The following is an 18,523-nucleotide window of genomic DNA, read 5'->3' on the forward strand; positions in this document are numbered from 1 at the left end:
TCACGGGTCAAAGCCATGCGTTGCCGCAGCCTGCGCAGCCCGCCCGACTTGAAAGGCCCCGCCATGCCCATCCCGTCCGTCTGCATCTTCTGCGGCTCCCGCACCGGGACCGACCCGGCCTATGCCCAGGCCGCCGAGGCGGTGGGCGCCATGCTGGCCGTCAACCACTGGCGGCTGGTCTACGGCGCGGGGGACGTGGGACTGATGGGCACGGTGGCGCGCAGCGCGCAGGCGGCCGGGGCCGAGACCTTCGGCGTGATCCCCGATCACCTCGTGCGCTGGGAGGTCGGCAAGAGCGACCTGACCACCTACGTGGTGACCGAGACCATGCACGAGCGCAAGAAGGTCATGTTCATGAACTCGGACGCGCTGGTGGTGCTGCCGGGCGGGGCCGGGTCGCTGGACGAATTCTTCGAGGTGCTGACCTGGGCGCAGCTTGACCTGCACGCCAAGCCGATCCTGCTGCTCGATACCGCCGGCTACTGGCAGCCGCTGGTCGCGCTGCTGGATCACGTGGTCGCCCAGGGCTTTGCCGACCCGTCCCTGCTGACCCTCGTTCAAAGCATTCCGGACGTCGCGACGCTCGAGGCGCGCCTGCGCGCCGCCCTGTCCTGACGCAGGGCCGAGACGGAGTACAGCGCCAGCGCCGCCCAGATCATCGGGAAGGCGATGGCGTGCCAGATCCCGACCGGTTCGCGGAAGACCAGGAGCGCCAGCAGGAATTGCAGCGACGGGTTGAGGTAAAAGACCAGGCCCGCGGTCGACAGCGGCGCCCGGCGCACCCCGTAGGACATGAAGATCAGCGGCGTGGCGGTGACGACGCCGGCAAGCAGCAGCAGCGCAGCATCCTTGGCCCCGGTGACGCCCGAAGCATCGCCCCGCGCGACCCAGGCCAGGTAGGCCAGCGCCAGTGGCATCATCAGAACGGTCTCGGCCGTGACGCTCAGCACCGGGCCGGCGTCCAGCCGCTTCTTGACCAGGGTATAGGCCGCGAAGGATCCCGCCAGGGTCAGCGCCACCCAGGGCACGGCGCCCAGCCCAAGGGTCAACACGCCGACGGCCAGGGCCACCAGCAGCACCGCGGCCCATTGCACCGGCCGCAACCGCTCGCCAAAGACGACGACGCCGAGGACCACGTTCAACAGCGGGTAGATAAAATAGCCCAGCGACGCCTCGGTCGCCCGCCCGTTGAACACCGCCCAGATGAAGAGCGTCCAGTTGACCGCCATCAACGCCGCCGCCAGCGCCAGGGTCCGCAGGCCCGCCCGGCCGCGCAGCAAGGCCCGCAGGGCAGAGAGCCGCCCCTGCACGACCACCACGACGCAGAAGATGACCGCCGACCAGATCACGCGATGGGCCACCAGTTCGAACGGCGGCACATGGGCCAGCAGCTTGAAGAACAGCGGCGCCACGCCCCAGGCGGCGGCGGCCGCCGTCACGGCCAGCAATCCGTGTCGCGCCTCCGTCATGCCCCGTCCCCGAGGCCCCGGCCCCCGGCCGGGGTCGAGACACCCTGCGCGCCGCAGGCGCACATCCGGATCACGCCCCGCCCTGCCAAACGGAAAACCCCCCGCCGTTTCCGGCCGGGGGGTTCAAATCTGTGCCTGCCGCCAGGGGCAGGCCGGACACGGCGCGCGGGCAAAAGGACGCCGCGGCGCCGGTCATCGCGTCAAGCCTCAGGCGGCTTCCGAGATGAACTTGACCGCATCGCCGAAGGTCTGGATGGTCTCGGCCGCGTCGTCCGGGATCTCGATGCCGAACTCTTCTTCGAAGGCCATCACCAGCTCGACGGTGTCGAGGCTGTCTGCGCCCAGGTCATCGATGAACGAGGCGCTTTCGACCACTTTCTCTTCTTCGACACCGAGGTGTTCAACCACGATCTTCTTCACGCGATCTGCGACGTCGCTCATATCTCTTTCCTCATGTTCCACGGACCCTTGGGGCCCTGTTTCGCCGTCGCCAGGCAGGCTTGGCTTCCCTCGTTCACCCCTGCGGGGCGTCTCGTACAGCGCCCGGACAATGGCCCGGGCCAACAGGGCGCGGGCAGTTTCCCGCCCCCGGCCTTTCGCAGCGGCTATAGCACATCAATCTGGCAAGGCAAACGCTTTGTCAAAGGTGCCTTTGCGGCGGTTTCTCACAACATGGCCATGCCGCCGTTGACGTGCAAGGTGGTGCCCGTGACATAGGCCGCCTCGGGGCTGGCCAGGTACAGCACGGCCGCCGCGATCTCTTCCGGTGTGCCCATGCGGCCCGTGGGGATCTGCGTCAGGATCGCCGATTTCTGGTCGTCGGTCAGCTTGTCGGTCATCGCGGTCTGGATGAAGCCCGGCGCCACCGCGTTGACGGTGATGTTGCGGCTTGCCACCTCGTAGGCCAGCGACTTGGACATGCCGACCATGCCCGCCTTGGCCGCTGCATAATTGCCCTGGCCGGGGTTGCCGGTCGCGCCCACCACGGACGAGATGTTGATGATCCGGCCCCAGCGCGATTTCATCATGCCGCGCAGCGCGCCCTTGCACAGCTTGAAGGTGACCGTCAGGTTCACGTCGATCACCGACTGCCACTCGTCATCCGACATCCGCATGAAGAGGTTGTCGCGGGTGATCCCGGCGTTGTTCACCAGGATGTCGAGCGATCCCATCGCCTCGGTCGCCTGCTTGGGCAGGGCGGCCACGGCCTCGGGGTCGGAAAGGTTGCAGGGCAGCACATGGGCCCGCTCGCCCAGTTCCGCCGCCAGGTCCTGCAGCGGCGCCTCGCGGGTGCCCGACAGGCCCACGGTTGCGCTCGCCGCATGCAGCGCCCTGGCGATCTCGCCGCCGATGCCACCAGACGCGCCGGTGACCAGCGCGCATTTTCCCGTCAGATCGAACATGTCGTCATTCCCTTGTCAGCAAGTGGGGCTCAGCCGAGGCTGGCCTTGGCTTCGGTCACGTCGGCCGGCGCGCCGATGGCGCGGCAGGCGATGGATTTCTCAATCCGGCGGATCATGCCCGACAGGGCCTTGCCCGCGCCGATCTCCCAGCACTCGGTCACGCCCTGCCCGGCCATCCAGAGGACGCTTTCGCGCCAGCGGACCGACCCGGTCACCTGCTCGACCAGCAGCGCGCGGATGGTGTCGGGGTCGGTCACCGCCTCGGCGCGGACGTTGGCGACCAGCGGCACGGCGGGGGCCTTGATCGCGACGCCCGCCAGCGCCTCGGCCATCACGTCGGCGGCGGGCTGCATCAGCGCGCAGTGGAACGGAGCCGACACCGGCAGCAGCAGCGCGCGCTTGGCGCCCTTGCCCTTGGCGATCTCGACCGCGCGTTCGACGGCGGCCTTGTGGCCCGAGACCACGACCTGGGCCGGGTCATTGTCATTGGCGGCTTGGCAGACCTCGCCTTGCGCCGCCTCGGCCGCGACCTCGGTCGCGGTCGCAAAGTCGAGGCCCAGCAGGGCGGCCATGGCGCCGACGCCCACCGGCACGGCCGCCTGCATCGCCGCACCGCGGGTGCGCAGCAGGCGCGCGGTGTCGCCGATGCTGAGCGCCCCGGCCGCGGCCAGCGCGGAATATTCGCCCAGCGAATGCCCGGCGACGTAGGTCGCGGCGTCGATGGTGACGCCCTCGGCCTCGAGCGCCTTCATCGCGGCAAGGGACGTGGCCATCAGCGCCGGCTGCGCATTCTGAGTCAGCGTCAGGGACTCGGCCGCGCCTTCCCAGATCAGGGTCGAGAGCTTTTCGCCCAGGGCCTCGTCCACCTCGTCAAAGACGGCGCGCGCGGCCGGATAGGCCTCGGCCAGGTCGCGACCCATGCCGATGGTCTGGGCGCCCTGCCCCGGAAATACGAATGCTCTGGCCATGCTTGCCCCTTCCCTTTGCCTGTCCGGTCCCATTACAGAAGGCGCAAGCCCCGCGCAACCGACAGGAGCCCGCGCCGCGCCATGCAGACCTGGAACGACGAGACTCGCCACGGACAGGTCACGCGCGCGCTGCACTGGGCCATCGCCGCGCTGATCGCCGTGCTGATCCCGCTGGGGCTGATCGGGCGCGACCCGGTCAACAGCGCTGCGATGGACACCCGGCTGGCGGTGCTGTCGGCGCACAAGACGCTGGGCCTGCTGCTGCTGGTGCTGGGTGTCGTGCGGCTGCTGCTGCACGCGGTGCAGAAACGCCCCCTGCTGCCATCCCGCAATCCCTTTGCCCAGCTTGGTGCCGAGATGGCGCAGGGGCTGCTGCTGGTGCTCACGGTGCTGATCCCGGTGAGCGGGCTGTTCATCCACGGCGCGCCGACCTCGGCCGCGCCGCTGTGGCTGGGGCTCGACCGGCTGCTGCCCCTGCCCGAGACGCAGCCGCTGGCGCTGCAACTGGCGCTGCGCCTGCACCCGCTGCTGAACTGGCTGCTCTGGGCCGTGCTGGCGGGCCACGTTGCGGCCGCGCTTTGGCATGGCGCGCGGCGCGACGGGGTGATGGCCGGCATTACTCGCGGCACGCCTCGGCCCGGCCATGCGCGCCGCTATACGCGGCTGCTGCCGGTGACGGCGGTGATCTCGGCGCTGACGCTGACTCTGGGCGTGGCCGGCCAGATCGGCATCCTGCGCGACGTCAGCGCGCCGATGCAGCCCGAGATCGCCATGCCGCGCAGCGAATGGCAAGTGCAGGACGGCACCATCGGCCTGGTCATCACCCAGTTCGGCCAGCCGATCCAGGGCCGCTTTGCCCGGTTCCGCGCCGATATCCGCTTTGATCCCGAGGTGTTCCATGGGCTGGCCGGCCAGGCCACGATCCGGATCGACACCAACACGCTGGACCTCGGCGCGCTGACCGCCCAGGCGCTGGGGCCGGATTTCCTGGACACCCAGCGCCATCCCGAGGCGCTGTTCGAGGCGGACCTGCTGCGCGTCGCCGATGGCTACGCGGCGGTCGGCCTCTTGACGCTCAAGGGCGTGCAGCGGCGGGTGTCGCTGCCCTTCCAGCTGACCCGCACCGGCCAGACCGCCCGGGCCGAGGGCACGCTGGTGCTGGACCGGCGGCAATTCGACATCGCGCCCGGGCTGGACCAGCCGGGGCAGCTGGGCTTCGAGGTGCGGGTGCGCGTGTCGCTGACCGCGACGCGGCGCGACGGCTAGGCCGCGCAGGCAAAGCGGGGCAGCCCGGCCGCCAACGGAAAAAGGCCGTCGCGATTGATGCGACGGCCAAGTTTACCGAAGGGATCGGGTCTTGAATGTCAGCGGCGCAGGCGGCCGGCCTGCACGAAGCTCAGCCCGCCCAGCCCGAAGAGGGCGGTCATGGAGAGCTTGATCAGCAGCAGCTCGGCGCTCCAGCTCGAGCCGGGCACCAGCCAGAGGCCAAGGGCGGCCAGCAACAGCGCGGCGCCGAAAAGGGAGGACACGGCACGAAACACGGTATTCGAGCCGGCGGGCGCCCGGTGGGTCGTGGACAGGTCCATGAAATCGGCTGCGTTGCTCATCTGGTCGCTCCTGGTGGTCGGGGCCTTTCGGCGCTCCGTGTCCTGTGGTCTGACCCGAATGTGCCGAGGCAACCGGGCAGGAATGGGGCAGGCGCGCGGTAACACGCGGACCATTCCGAGTCAGTCCTGAGGTGAAGCCGGATGGCGCAAAGCCCCGCCGGGGTTGAATCCGGCCCCGCCCGCCGCCGCCCTGCCACGGCCCTTGCGCGGGGGCGCGATCCGTGGCATAGGGCGGCCTCTTTCCGCGGCACGATATGTAACCCGCGCAGACTCTCGTGGGCGGGAGGCGGAAAGAACGATCCCCGCCCTATGAAATGCGCCTTGATAGAAGTGGAGCAGACATGCCGTTCTATGAGCATGTTTTCATCTCGCGTCAGGACCTGTCCAACGCACAGGCCGAAGGCCTCGTCGAGCATTTCTCGACGGTCCTGTCGGACAACGGTGGCAAGGTCATCGACAGCGAGTACTGGGGCGTCAAGACGATGGCCTACAAGATCAACAAGAACCGCAAGGGCCACTATGCCTTCCTGCGTTCGGACGCGCCCTCGGCCGCCGTGCAGGAGATGGAGCGCCTGATGCGCCTGCATGACGACGTCATGCGCGTCCTGACCATCAAGGTCGACGAGCACGCCGAGGGCCCCTCGGTCCAGATGCAGAAGCGCGACGAGCGGGAACCCCGCCGCGAACGCCGCAACTGATCGCCGAGAAGGAGCTAAACCATGGCTGCAAAACCGTTTTTCCGCCGTCGCAAGGTCTGCCCGTTCTCTGGTGAGAACGCGCCCGCCATCGACTACAAGGACACCAAGCTGCTGCAGCGCTACATCAGCGAACGCGGCAAGATCGTCCCCTCGCGCATCACCGCCGTCTCGGCAAAGAAGCAGCGTGAGCTGGCCCGCGCCATCAAGCGCGCCCGCTTCCTCGCCCTGCTGCCCTACGCCGTGAAGTAAGGAGCGAAGCACATGCAAGTTATCCTTCTCGAACGCGTGGCCAAGCTGGGCCAGATGGGCGATGTCGTCGACGTCAAGGCCGGCTATGCGCGCAACTACCTGCTGCTGCAGGGCAAGGCGCTGACCGCCAGCCAGGCCAACATCGATGCTTTCGAAGCGCAGAAGGCGCAGCTGGAAGCCCGCAACCTGGAAAGCCGCAAGGAAGCCGAAGCGCTCGGCGACAAGCTGGATGGCCAGCAGTTCGTCGTGATTCGCCAGGCATCGGACGGCGGCAGCCTCTACGGCTCGGTCACCACCCGTGACGTCGCCGACGTGGCCACGGCCGAGGGCTTCTCGCTCGACCGCAAGCAGGTCATCATCCGCGCGCCCATCAAGGAACTGGGCCTGCACGACGTCGAGGTGCACCTGCACCCCGAGGTCATGGTCACCGTGACGCTGAACGTCGCCCGCTCGCCCGAAGAGGCCGAGCTGCAGGCGTCGGGCAAGTCGATCCAGGAACTGGCCGCGGAAGAAGAAGCCGCCGCCGATTTCGAGATCGCCGAGCTGTTCGACGACATCGGCGGCGCGGCGTCGGACGACGACGATTCGGGCCTCGTGGAGACCCCGGAAGAGCAGTAAGCTCTTCGTCACGACCTACAGGAAGGCCGCGCATCCCTTTGGCTGCGCGGCCTTTTTGCATCCGGCGTGATCCAGTTGTGTGCCCGGTGGGCACGCAGGATCAGCGCCTGCGGCGCCGGTTGGGGGGCGCTGCCCCCCGTCACCTTCGGTGACTCCCCCCGAGGTATTTTCAAAACAATGAAGACAGGGGCGTCTAGCTGCGACCGTAGCGGTCACAGAGATGACGCTTGGCCAGGGCCTGCGCGACGGAGTTCCCGCGCACCAGAGAGAGCGGAGAACCCGAAACCCGGCAATCGCCGACATAGCTGCCGTCCGGCTCCTGGCGGTAGAAGCATTCGACGTGGCGGGCCGTCAGCATGGCGGTGACGAGGCGCTTGGCCTCCAGCCCTTCCTCGGATCGGATGTTCGGACAGTGACGGCCCTCCAGCCGGATCACCTTGCCATCGACCAGAACCGTGTCGCCGCTCAGCGCGCGCGGCAACGGGGTGGGCAGGGGTTCCTGGGCGCCAAGCGGCGCGGTAAGCGCAAAGATCATGGCACAGCATCGCAACATGGCCAAACCATGCCTGCCAGTAGAGTCTAGGACAAGCCGCTCTTCAAGGCTCCTGCCCCCTGCCTTCATCGTTTTCCAAATACCTCGGGGGGAGTCACCGAAGGTGACGGGGGGCAGCGCCCCCCAACTGGCGCCGCAGGCGCTGATCCTGCGTGCCCACCGGGCACACACCTGGATCACGCTTCCCAACGAAGAACGCCGCGCGGATCGTCTCCGCGCGGCGTTCTGACAGTCCAGAGGTCCGAAGACCCGAAGATCACTCTTCGTCGAGCGCTTCCACGGCGGCCTGGAGATCGTCTTTCGAGATCTCCTTCTCGGTCACCTGGGCGTTCTCGACGATGTGGTCGACGACCTTGTCCTCGAAGATCGGCGCGCGCAGTTGCTGCTGCATCTGCACGTTCTGCTGGATGAACTCGAAGAACTGGCGTTCCTGGCCCGGGTACTGCCGCGCCTGCTGCATGATCGCCTGGGTCATCTCGGCGTCGGTCACCTCGACCTCGGCTTTCTGGCCCAGCTCGGCCAGCAGGAGGCCCAGCTTCACGCGACGCTCGGCCAGCTTGGTGTGCTCCTCCGTGGTCTCGATCTCGCCATGGTTATGGCCGTGATCCTCGGGGTGCTCTTCGTGGTAGAGCTGGTGGGCGATCTGCTTGGCCTCGGCCTCGACCAGGCTCGGCGGCAGCTCGAAGCTCACCTTCTCGTCCAGCACGTCCAGCAGGGCGCGCTTGAGCACCTGGCGGGCGGCACCGGCGTATTCGGCCTCGAGCCGCTCACGGATCTGGCCCTTCAGCGCGTCCAGGTCCTCGGCGCCGAACTTCTTGGCCAGCTCGTCGTCGATCTCGGCCGCCACGGGCTCTTTCACGCCCTTGACGGTCACGTCAAAGACCACGGCCTTGCCGGCCAGGTGCTCTGCGCCGTATTCCTCGGGGAAGGTGACCTCGACGGTCTTCTCTTCCTCGGCCTTCACGCCGACCAGCTGCTCTTCGAAGCCGGGGATGAACGAACCCGATCCCAGCACCAGTGGATACTCCTCGGCCGAGCCGCCATCGAAAGGCTCGCCGTCCAGCTTGCCGACGAAGTCGATCACGACCTGATCGCCGTCCTTGGCCTTGCTGCCCTTCTTGCGGTCCTTGAAGTCCTGCGCATTCTCGGCCAGTTGCGCCAGCGCCTCGTCGACGGCGGCGTCATCGGCCTTCACGACCAGCTTTTCCAGCGTGATCGAGGTCAGGTCGACCTCGGGCACGGCGGGCAGCGCCTCGTAGGACATCTCGACGGTGACATCGTCACCCTCTTTCCAGCTTTCGCCATCGACCATCTTGACGTCGGGCTGAAGCGCCGGGCGGTCGCCGCTGTCCTCGAAATGCTTGTTCATGGCGCCGTCGATGGCTTCCTGCATCGCTTCGCCCAGGACCCGGGGGCCGAACTGCTTTTTCAGCAGCGCCATCGGGACCTTGCCCTTGCGGAAGCCCTTCATCTCGACCTCGGGCTGCGCCTCGGCGAGCTTTTCGTTGACCTTCTCGTCCAGCTCGGCGGCGGACAGGTGGATCGAATAGCCGCGCTTCAGGCCTTCGTTCAGGGTCTCGGTGACTTGCATGGACATCCTCGCATGAGTGACAAGGCCGCCCGGTGGCGGCCTCGTGGAAATTTGCGCTCTTCTAAGGGGCGGGCGCGGCGTGTTCAACCCATAAAACAGGGGCGATGGGCGGCATTTCGCGCCGCGACGCGGCATCGGATCGGGCCGGGTGGCGACCCGCCCGGCCCGGTGCCGGGCGGGTCGCGCGCAAGGATCGCCCGGCCCCTCTCAGAGCGGCGACAAGACGATGTCGTCCAGCAACCCCGCGTTCGAGACCAGCCCGTCCAGCACCAGCGTGTCGCCGGTGTCGAAGGTCAGCTCGAGCGTGCTGCCCGGCCCAGAGGTCGTCAGCGCATCGAGCCGCGCCTGGGTGAGCGCGCCGCTCCAGAGCCCGGCGTCGATCATCAGCGTGTCGAGGCCCAGCTCGAAATCGGTGATCCGGTCGTGATCGATCGTGCTTTGCAGCACGAAGGTGTCGGCCCCTTCCCCGCCGGTCGCCGTGTCATCGCCCCCGAAGAGGTGGATCGTGTCGTCTCCTTCGCCGCCGTCGATTTCGTCCGCGCCGAAGGGTCCGGATTGCGCATCGTCGATCCAGGTGTCGGCGCCGCGCCCCAGCAGCGCCACGTCCAGGCCCAGGCCGCCCTCGACCAGGTCCGCGCCGTCGCCGGCCTCGATCGTGTCGGTCTGGGAACCGCCGCGAAGCGTGTCGGCCCCCTGGCCGCCGGTGATCGAGTCCGCGCCCGCCCCGCCGTCGAGCGAGTCGTTGCCGCCCTCGCCGAGGATCGTGTCGGCGCCTTCGCCGCCCAGCACCGTGTCGTTGCCGAAGGGATCCTGCTGGGCCGTGTCGATGAAGAGATCGTCTCCCTCGCCAAGGTCCACGAGGTCCGTGCCGTTGCCGCCCGCGACCGTGTCATTGCCCGCACCGGCCTCGATGCTGTCGGCCCCTCTTCCGCCGACGATAGAGTCGTTGTCGCTGCCGCCGAGGATCGTGTCGAGCCCGTTTCCGCCCACGTAGGTGTCGTTGCCCAGGTTGCCCTGGATCAGGTCGTTGCCGCTGCCTCCGAACACCAGGTCCGCGCCGTTGGGCCCGGTCTGGGCACTGTCGACAAAGACGTCCTGCCCGGCGCCGAGGCGCACCGTGTCGGCGCCGAAGCCGCCGGTCACATGGTCGTCGTTGTCGTCGCCAATGATCGTGTCGGCCTGGGCGCCGCCGTCGATCGTGTCGTTGCCGGCGCCGCCCTCGATCACATCGAAGCCCGCGTCGCCCGACAGCAGGTCGTTGCCGGCCCCGCCCGCGATCACGTCATCGTCGGCGCCGCCCGACAGCGTGTCCTCGCCGCCGTCGCCCAGCAGCGTGTCGTTGCCGTCTTCGCCGCTGACCAGATCGGCGCCATTGCCGCCTTCTTGCGGCGTGTCGCGGAACAGGTCGTTCCCGGCGCCAAGCGTCACCACGTCGCGGCCGTCGCCGCCATCCACCGTGTCGGCGCCGTCGCCGCCTTCGATCGTGTCGCCCTGCGATCCGCCCAGGAGGCTGTCGTCACCGATGCCGCCGAAGATCAGGTCGTTGCCGGCCCCGCCGTCCACGGTGTCGTTGCCCTGGTTGCCGTGCAGCATGTCGTCGTCATTGCCGCCCGAGATCTCGTCGAAGCCGAAGCCGCCCTCGAAACTGTCGTTGCCGCCGAGGCCGATGATCGTGTCGGCCCCGCTGTTGCCCTGCACGGTGTCGCCGCCGAACGGGCCGTCCTGATCTTCGTCCGTGAAGAGGTCATCGCCCGATCCCAGCAGCACGAGGTCGCGCCCGTTGCCTCCGGCCACCGTGTCGTTGCCGTCGCCCGACAGGATCGTGTCGGCCTGGGAGCCGCCGTCGATCAGGTCGGCGCCGCTGCCGGCATCGATGAGGATGTAGTCGCTGCCATCGCCCCCGTCGACCGTGTCGTCGCCGCCGAGGCCGATATAGGTGTCGTCGCCCGCGCCGGCCTTGACCAGGTCGCTGCCCGCGAACCCGTCATCGCCGTGGTCCTCGATGAAGTCGTTGCCGAGGCCCCCTTCGACCGTGTCGCGGCCCGAACCGCCGCTAAGCAGCAGGTCGTCGCCGTCGCCGCCGATGACCAGGTCGTTGCCGGCCCCGCCCCGCAGGATGTCGATGCCGTCGTTACCGTAAAGCTGGTCATCGCCCGAGATGCCTTCGAGCAGGTCGTTGTCGGCCCCGCCGATAAGCTGGTCGGCCCCGAACGAGCCGATCAGTTCGTCATCGCCGTCACCGCCATAAAGGAACGAGCCTTCGCCCGGCGGCGGTGCAGGGGTGATCTGCTCGGGCGCATCGACCGAGACATGCATCGTGTAGGTCAGCCCGGCATCGGGCGTCACCGGCCCGTCGGTGGCGAAGTCCCAGGTGTGCACCTCGATGTAGTAGGTCACCACGCCTGCGAAGTTCACCGGGCGCGTCAGGGTCACCTGCGCGTCAAGGTTGTTGGTCGACCCGGGGTCGGTGACGAACAGGCCCCGATCCTCGGCATGGACCGTCCCCGCCTCGTCCACGATCTTGATCCAGGTAAAGAAATCCGGCGGCGTGGCATCGATGTCGACCGTGATCACCTGGGTGTCCACCTGCGAGGGCATCAAGTCGATGCGGTAGCGGTCGACCACCCCGCTGGTGGTGCCGAAGATGGTCACCGTGGGCACCTGCGTCGTCGACAGCGGCGCATCACGCCGCGCCTGAGCGTCCAGCGACAGCAGGCCGTTCAGCAGCGGCGCATCGGCAAAGGCGTCGTTCTGGTCGCTCTCGGGCTTGACCAGCACGCTCATCGGCACGCCGGCCACGAGCGTGTCGTTGCCACCCTCGCCGAACAACTGGTCGGCCCCGCCGTCGCCGCGGATGGAATCGTCGCCCTCGCCGCCCATGATCATGTTGCCGGCGGTGTTGCCGGTGATCGTGTCGTCATGGGACGTGCCGCGGATCCCCTCGATCCCGGTCGGGGTCTCGGCATTGCCGTGCCCGTCCTCGTAGAGGTTCATCGCCATGTCGATGAAGACGCCCGAGGCGCCGTCCTCGACCGAGTAGATGTCGTAGCCGTCGCCGCCGGCGATCTGGTCCAGCCCGGCGCCACCGTCGAGGTAGTCGTCGCCGGCGCGGCCCAGCAGCGTGTCGTTCAGCTGCCCGCCGCGGAACAGGTTGTCGGCCCCGTCCCCGGCGATGAAGTCGCTGTCGCCGCTGCCGATGACCTGCTCGATCTCGACCAGGTGATCGGTGAACCCGGGGCCGCTGACCGTCGGCAGCGGGTCCGACAGGTCCAGCACCACGGCCACCTTGGACGGCAGGCCGCTGTAATCGACAAGGTCCAGGCCATCGTCGCCGAACAGCGTGTCGGTGCCGCCCGAGGCCCCGAAGAAGGTGTCGTCCCCCGCGTAGCCATCGAGGTAGTTGTCGCCCAGGTTGCCGTCCAGCCGGTCGTCAAGGGCGCTGCCCCGCGCCTCTTCGACGTCGATCAGCGTGGCGGCGAGGGTGCCGCTGCCCGTCCCCGCCACCGTGCCGTCATAGGCAAAGACGGCGTTCTTGCTCAGCACCACGTCAATCGCCACGTGCAGCAGGGTCATGTCCACCAGGTCGGCGCCCAGCCCGCCGTCCAGCGTGTCGAGCCCGTCGGCCGGCAGGCCGGTGCTGCCGGGCGTGTCCTCGCCGCCGTAGAACAGCACGTCGGCCCCGTCGCCGCCGCGCAGGGTGTCGTTGCCGCGACCGCCGGCCAGCGTATCGTCGCCGTCCTCGCCCTCGAGCGAATCCGCGCCGTCGCCGCCCGAGAGGTAATCGTCGTCCCGCTGGCCGAAGAGCGTGTCGTCGCCTTCGTCCCCGAACAGCAGGTCGTTGCCGCGACCGCCGCCGATGGTGTCGTCCCCTTCCTCGCCGACCAGCATGTCTTCGCCGTCCCGTCCGTCGAGAAGATCGCCCTCGGGCGAGCCGGCGAGGAAGTTGTCATTGCCGTCCCCGACGATCGAGGCCGCGCGGCGCCCGGCGATGATCCCTTCGATATTGGCAAAGCTGTCCTTGTCGGCCGAGGAGCCCGAGAAGCCGCGGTAGACGCTGAGGTCGACCGAGATGCTTTCGTCGAGGTGCGCGTAGTTGACCACGTCCACGCCGCGCCCGCCGTCGAAGACGTCGGCGCCCGGGCTGCCCAGCAGCTCGTCATTGCCCGCGCCGCCGGTGATCGTGTCGTTCCCGAACGAGCCGGCCAGGCCGGTGTCGTCGCCATCCGTGCCAAAAACGATGTTGCCGCTGGGCGGGGTCGCGCCGGGCGTATCGGTCGGCACGCCGGTCCCGCCGGTGAAATCCGTGGTGAACAGCGTGAAGTCGAGTCCGCCATGGGTCCAGTAATCGGCCACGAAGACCGTGCCGCCCGGCGTGTCGATGACCAGGTCGCCCTCGAACTCGGAAAAGAAAAGGTCCGAGAACGCCAGGTCGAGGAAGTAGAGCGCGCCGCCGCCACCCTTTTCGCCGAAGACCTGGTCGAAGCCGAAGCTGCCGAAAAAGACGTAGCGGTCGTAGTCCTGCCCGCCGACCAGCAGGTCGTCCCCGGTGCCCGAGATCAGCACGTCGTCGCCCGCCAGGCCGAACAGCTGGGAACGGTCCTCCATCGCGATCAGCACGTCGCCGGTAAAGCTGTCCGATCCGCGGGCGGCCATGCGCTCGGCCCCGGTGATGGTCAGGTCATTGGTGCCGCCGCCGTCGAAGGTATAGTGGCTGACCGGGAAGAACCCGAGGTCGGCCACCAGTTGCTGCATGTCGGAAAAGCTGGCCAGGTCGGCGGTGCCATAGGTCGCGAACACGTTGAATTCGTCGCCGATCCCAAGGCTGATCGCGCCCGGCGCGGCCGTCCAGACCACCTTGTCGCCGGTGCCCGCGCCGCCGTCGAGCAGCGCCGCGCCGCCGTCCCAGGCCAGGGTGTCGTCGCCCGCCCCGCCCAGGATCGTCTCGCGCTCGGCCGTGCCGTTGCCGCCGCTTTCCAGCAGGTCGTTGCCGTCGCCGCCGTCGATGTAATCGGCCAGGGCGCCCCCGATCACCGTGTCCGCGCCGCTGCCCATCTGCAGGCCAAATCGTTCGAACGCGCCGATATAGGTGCCGTTGCCGATGTCGTATGTGTCCGCGAACCCGGTCCCGCCCGGGTTGGCCAGGTCGTCCTGGCTGAACTCGACCGGGCTGCTTTCAAAGCCCGCATCGATCAGCAACGCCGCGGCGGTGGTCGAGAAATCGGCGACGAAGAGGTCGGTCGCCGCCCCCGTGCCGCCCCAGTAGAGCGAGCCGCCGTCAAAGACCACGAGGTCGCTCGAGGCATCCGAGCCGATCACGTCGACCAGTTCGAAATTCGCGTAGTCCAGCACGATGAGCTTCGACAGGGATTCGCCCTCGAGCAGCCCGGCGGTGTACTCGGTCGTCGTGGCGAGGCCGAGCGACTGCAATAGCGTGGCGAGGCCCAGCATGCTCAGGTCCGCGCCGGTCTGGCGGAACTCAGGCCCGCTGCCGCGGTTCAGCCAGATCCCCAGCTCGCGCGTGGTGCCCTCGGGCGTGGCGCCGGTGATGATCAGGCGGTCGTCATCCTCGCCGCCATCGGCCAGGTCGAAGCCGTCGGCCATCCAGTAGACCACGTCGTTGCCGGCGCCGCCCAGCAGGATGTCGTCGCCCTCGCCGCCGAACAGCCGGTCGACGCCGCGCCCGCCGTCGATGTAATCGTCCAGCCAGTTGCCGTGGATCACGTCGTTGCCCGAGCCCGCGGTCAGCACCAGCCGGTCCATCCCCGCCAGGGTGACGCCGTTGGCCAGCCGGATCGGAGTCGTCTCGTCGCGTTCGAGCCGCAGGTCGATGCCCTGCACCTGGGCGCTGAAATCGGCGGCAAAGACGTCCTGGTCGTTGGCGCTTTCGCCCGCGTCGTAGAAGGCGCCGCCGTTGAAGAAGACGAGGTCGTCGGCCGCGTCCGTGGCGGTGATGTTGACCGTCTCGATTCCGCGGAAGGCCAGCATGTCGCCGATATCGGTCACGCCAAAGCCCAGCGCCGTGACATCGTCGCTCTCGCGCGCCAGCGCGGTGCCGGCCAGGATGTCCGCAAGGTCGGCCCCCGCGTCGAGAATGCCGAGGCCGCCGCGCAGGCTGCGCCCGCCGCCGCCCAGCGCGCCGAGATTGGCCAGAAAGGCCCAGGCCAGCCCGCCCGTGGTGCCGCCGGTCGTCCCCGTGCCCGGCCCGACGATCAGCATGTCGCGGAAATCCAGCGATTCGGGCGCGTCCAGCGACCCGCCCGTCATCATGTCGGCGCCGTTGTCGAACCAGTAGAAGACGTCGCGCCCGTGGTCGCCGATCAGCTGGTCGCCGACCGCGTCGTCGCCGCCGTAGAGGTTGTCATTGCCCGCGCCGCCGCGGATGTAATCGGAATAGATCCCGCCCGAGATGTTGTCGGCATGTTGTGTGCCCTCGACCACCAGCTTCTCGAAGCCGCGGATGAAGCTCGATCCGTAGCGCATGCCAAGGCCCGAGCCATCGTCGCCCATCCCGTCCAGCACCACCCCGCCGGTGGCGCCGACCATCTCTTCGAAATAGTCGAAATTGGCGATCAACGTGTCCAGCGTGCCCGCCCCGCCTTCGTAATAGGCGCCGCCGGTGTAGAGCACCGCGTCGCCCGCGACATCCGACCCGATGACCGAGATATTCTCGAGCGAGGAATTGAGGTTGACCACGCTGACACCGCCCGAGCCGTCGCTGAGCAGGTAGCGGACAAGGTCTGCATGGTGGTCAGTGTCGCTGAGGCCCGTTCGGTCGAGCTGGGAGGTGAGCGAGCCAAAGACCACGCCCGCCATGTACTGGGTCGAGAGCGTCACCAGGTCCGCGACGGCCGAGCCTACGCCAAAGCCATCGCCGCCGGTCGAGGCGGTGATCCCCTCGACCACCACGTCGACGCGCAGCCCCTGCCCGGCCGGGTCCGAGATCAGCGTCGCCTGGTCGTAGCCGGTGCCGCCGTTGATCAGGTCCGCGCCGCCGCCGCCGATGATCTCGACCTGGATCACGTCGTCGCCTGCGCGCAGGGCCACCGTGTCATTTGAATTGTCGCCCGGCAGCACGACGAAATCGTGGCCCGCGCCGGTGTCGATGAAATCGGGGTGCAGGTAGCCGACGATGAAGTCATCCGCGTCGCCGGTGCGCAGCGTCAGCGCCTCGATCCCGCGCAGGGTCAGGTCCAGCGTGCCCGGGCCCACCGTGGCGCCGGTACCGGTGACCTGCATCTCGACGAGGTCCAGCAGGATCGGCACGTCGGCGTGGTGGGCCGCGAAATTGGCCAGCAGCCGGTCGTATTGCCCGGCCACCACGCCCTGTCCGGCGCCGTCCAGCAGCACCGGCGTGTCGCCGCCATTGTCGAACCAGAGGACCAGGTCGCCCTGGTTGCCGCCGATCACGTCGACCCCCTGCGTGCTGGACAGCACATTTTCGTCCAGCGGGCCGCGGGTGAACCCGTAGCTGACCAGACCGCTGCCGCTGTCCAGCGCGTTCAGCATGACCTCGTGATCGGACATGTCAAAGCCGTGGCCCGCGCTTTCCGGCCCCGAGGTGCCGATGCGGACAAAGATCCGGCCGTTGTCCTCCTGCGCGGTCAGCGGTTTGACCACGTAGAAATCCTCGGCCCCCCGGGTCCGGGTGATCAGCGAATCCTGGAACCCGTCCCAGACGGCAAAGACATTGGCATTGCCCGCCACGGTCTGAAGCAAATTGTCGGCCCCCGGGCCGATGGCGAATTGCGTATGGCCGTCGATCAGGTCGCCAAAGGCGCTGACGGCCTCGGCCACGTTGGCGGCCCGTTCCAGGCGGTAGTCGATGATCGCCTGGCGGGCGTTCTCGGCCTCGAGGTCCGTCTCGGTGGTCTGGTCCGGCGCCAGCTCGGTGGTGAAGAAGATCTCGTATTCGTCGCTGATCGTGTTGAAGGCCCCGTCCTGCAGTCGGAACGGATCGAGGTCGAGCGAGAAGAGATCGAAGGTGAACCCGCCGTCCGGCAGCTCGAGCGACAGCAGCGGCCCGAACGAGACCTGCAGCCGCGACGGCACCCAGCCGCCCGTCAGCTCGGCCTGCAGCGCAGATATCTCGAAGACCGAGTTCAGCCCGAAGCCCACGTCATGGTCCAGCGTCACCTCGGGCAGCGTGTAGGTCGCGCTGACCGTGATGTCGCCCAGGTCCGGCACGGCCGAGGCGCCGGTGGCGCCCTGCACGTGGACCGGCCGCAGAAAGGTCGCCTCTTCGCCCAGCCAGATCACCTCGGTCTGGTCATCGGCGCCGAAATCCGGCGTGCCGTTGTCCGAGACCAGCGTGACCTGCACCCGCGGATCGGTCGTGCCGCCGCCGAAATCCAGCTGGCTCTTTTCGGTGATGACGATGCCGGTATTGGCCGAGATGTCGAGCGCGGTGGCCTTGACCACCAGCTTGTCGCGCGGGATCAGCGGCACATAATCGGCCAGGTCGAACTCGTGCTCGGCAAAGACCGTCTCGCCCAGGCCCTTGATCACCGCGCCGACGCCCGGCAACTTGCCGGCGAACTGCACCAGGAGCTCGTCCAGGTCGACCGACAGCTCGATGAAGCGGGTGTCCGACGCGCCGCTGGCGGTGATCGTCGGTGCATCGCCGATGCCGTAGGTCACCTGGCTGTCGGTATCGGCGCCGGTGGGCATCCGGGCGCTGATGGTGATGTACTTGTTCAGCTCGAGTTCCAGCTCGGGCTGGGCGGCTTCGATCGTGATCAGCGGAATCGCATCGTCGCCGGTCCAGTCGATGTCGAGCAGCGTGAGGTCGGGCAGCGTGTCGCCCCCACCCCAGTAGAAATACTCGGCGTTGCGCAGCCCCGCCTCGAGCCCGAGCACAAAGTCGAGCCCCGCCGCCGCCGAGCTCGAGAAGCCCTCGGTCTCGAGCGTGGAGGCAACGAGGCGGTAATCCGAGAAATCGAGGCTGAAGGTGCCCGACGGGGCGGCGTTGACCAGCTGGCCCTCGGCGTTGCGCGTCTCGATCAGCAGGCCGCCCGGCATGACCGGGTTCACCTCGAGGTCGAAGGTCGCGTCCAGCCCGCCGGTCGTACCCAGCGTGGCATAGGCGAAGAGCCCGATCTGCAGATCGAGATAGGCCTCGCCCGTAAAGCCGTTGCCCAGCAGGTCAAAGGTCACGTCCGTGGCGCCGCTGGTCGAAAAGATCAGCGAGTCCCCGGTGTCGATGCTGAAGCTGTAGGCCGAGCCCGGCGACCAAAGCGACTGGCCACTGGTTTCAAATGACAGCGACGTGGAATGAATGGCCATGGTGTTCCCCCCAAGGAAAATCGAACGCACCGATCACGAATGCGTCATCTGAAAACGCCGCCCCGGAGTGCGAAACGACACTTAT

Annotated in this window: 13 protein-coding genes; 5 read left to right on the plus strand and 8 right to left on the minus strand. The window is 68.2% G+C overall.

All coding sequences use genetic code 11. The features are described from left to right. Window positions 1-63 precede the first annotated feature (63 nt). Window positions 64-615, plus strand: coding sequence for an LOG family protein (locus MF270_RS03190; protein ID WP_238364417.1), 552 nt, complete (start codon window positions 64-66; stop codon window positions 613-615). Here MF270_RS03190 and rarD read toward each other — a convergent pair. The 4 genes from rarD to fabD all read right to left on the minus strand — a co-directional run bounded on the left by rarD (window position 558) and on the right by fabD (window position 3,840). Next, window positions 558-1,469, minus strand: coding sequence for an EamA family transporter RarD (gene rarD / locus MF270_RS03195; RefSeq protein WP_238364418.1), 912 nt, complete (start codon window positions 1,467-1,469; stop codon window positions 558-560). The genes MF270_RS03190 and rarD overlap by 58 nt on opposite strands. Before the next feature lie 207 nt (window positions 1,470-1,676). After that, window positions 1,677-1,910, minus strand: coding sequence for an acyl carrier protein (locus MF270_RS03200; RefSeq protein ID WP_238364419.1), 234 nt, complete (start codon window positions 1,908-1,910; stop codon window positions 1,677-1,679). A 224-nt stretch (window positions 1,911-2,134) separates the two neighbouring features. Next, window positions 2,135-2,872 (minus strand): 3-oxoacyl-ACP reductase FabG, encoded by a 738-nt coding sequence (gene fabG / locus MF270_RS03205; RefSeq protein WP_238364420.1) that lies wholly within the window; start codon window positions 2,870-2,872, stop codon window positions 2,135-2,137. 29 nt (window positions 2,873-2,901) lie between these two features. Beyond that, the gene (fabD, locus tag MF270_RS03210; protein ID WP_238364421.1) at window positions 2,902-3,840 is read right to left on the minus strand and encodes an ACP S-malonyltransferase; all 939 of its coding nucleotides are present in this window, start codon (window positions 3,838-3,840) and stop codon (window positions 2,902-2,904) included. 81 nt (window positions 3,841-3,921) lie between these two features. Here fabD and MF270_RS03215 point away from each other — a divergent pair, with 81 nt between their 5' ends. Continuing rightward, window positions 3,922-5,106: a cytochrome b/b6 domain-containing protein gene (locus MF270_RS03215; RefSeq protein ID WP_238364422.1), complete on the plus strand. Its 1,185-nt coding sequence runs from the start codon at window positions 3,922-3,924 to the stop codon at window positions 5,104-5,106. A 98-nt stretch (window positions 5,107-5,204) separates the two neighbouring features. On the opposite strand, the gene MF270_RS03220 is transcribed toward MF270_RS03215, so the two are convergent. Next, a complete protein-coding gene (locus tag MF270_RS03220; RefSeq protein ID WP_238364423.1) occupies window positions 5,205-5,447 on the minus strand; it encodes a hypothetical protein in 243 nt (80 codons plus the stop codon). Between the two features lie 341 nt (window positions 5,448-5,788). On the opposite strand from MF270_RS03220, the gene rpsF reads away from it, so the two are divergent. From rpsF to rplI, 3 genes are read left to right on the plus strand one after another with little or no spacing between them, the layout of a single operon-like run. Continuing rightward, a complete protein-coding gene (gene rpsF / locus MF270_RS03225) occupies window positions 5,789-6,145 on the plus strand; it encodes a 30S ribosomal protein S6 (protein ID WP_238364424.1) in 357 nt (118 codons plus the stop codon). 21 nt (window positions 6,146-6,166) lie between these two features. Further along, window positions 6,167-6,394, plus strand: coding sequence for a 30S ribosomal protein S18 (gene rpsR / locus MF270_RS03230; RefSeq protein ID WP_238364425.1), 228 nt, complete (start codon window positions 6,167-6,169; stop codon window positions 6,392-6,394). Between the two features lie 12 nt (window positions 6,395-6,406). Then, the gene (rplI, locus tag MF270_RS03235; RefSeq protein ID WP_238364426.1) at window positions 6,407-7,012 is read left to right on the plus strand and encodes a 50S ribosomal protein L9; all 606 of its coding nucleotides are present in this window, start codon (window positions 6,407-6,409) and stop codon (window positions 7,010-7,012) included. A 193-nt stretch (window positions 7,013-7,205) separates the two neighbouring features. On the opposite strand, the gene MF270_RS03240 is transcribed toward rplI, so the two are convergent. From MF270_RS03240 to MF270_RS03250, 3 genes are all read right to left on the minus strand, one after another. Next, window positions 7,206-7,547, minus strand: a complete 342-nt coding sequence (locus tag MF270_RS03240; protein ID WP_238364427.1) for a hypothetical protein — start codon at window positions 7,545-7,547, stop codon at window positions 7,206-7,208. 274 nt (window positions 7,548-7,821) lie between these two features. Next, complete coding sequence (tig, locus tag MF270_RS03245; protein WP_238364819.1) at window positions 7,822-9,156, minus strand: trigger factor; 1,335 nt, start codon at window positions 9,154-9,156, stop codon at window positions 7,822-7,824. Window positions 9,157-9,363: 207 nt separating this feature from the next. Beyond that, a complete protein-coding gene (locus MF270_RS03250) occupies window positions 9,364-18,438 on the minus strand; it encodes a hypothetical protein (protein ID WP_272490667.1) in 9,075 nt (3,024 codons plus the stop codon). Between the last annotated feature and the right edge of the window lie 85 nt (window positions 18,439-18,523).

This window comes from Mesobacterium pallidum, assembly GCF_019966535.1.
Classification (GTDB): domain Bacteria; phylum Pseudomonadota; class Alphaproteobacteria; order Rhodobacterales; family Rhodobacteraceae; genus Mesobacterium; species Mesobacterium pallidum.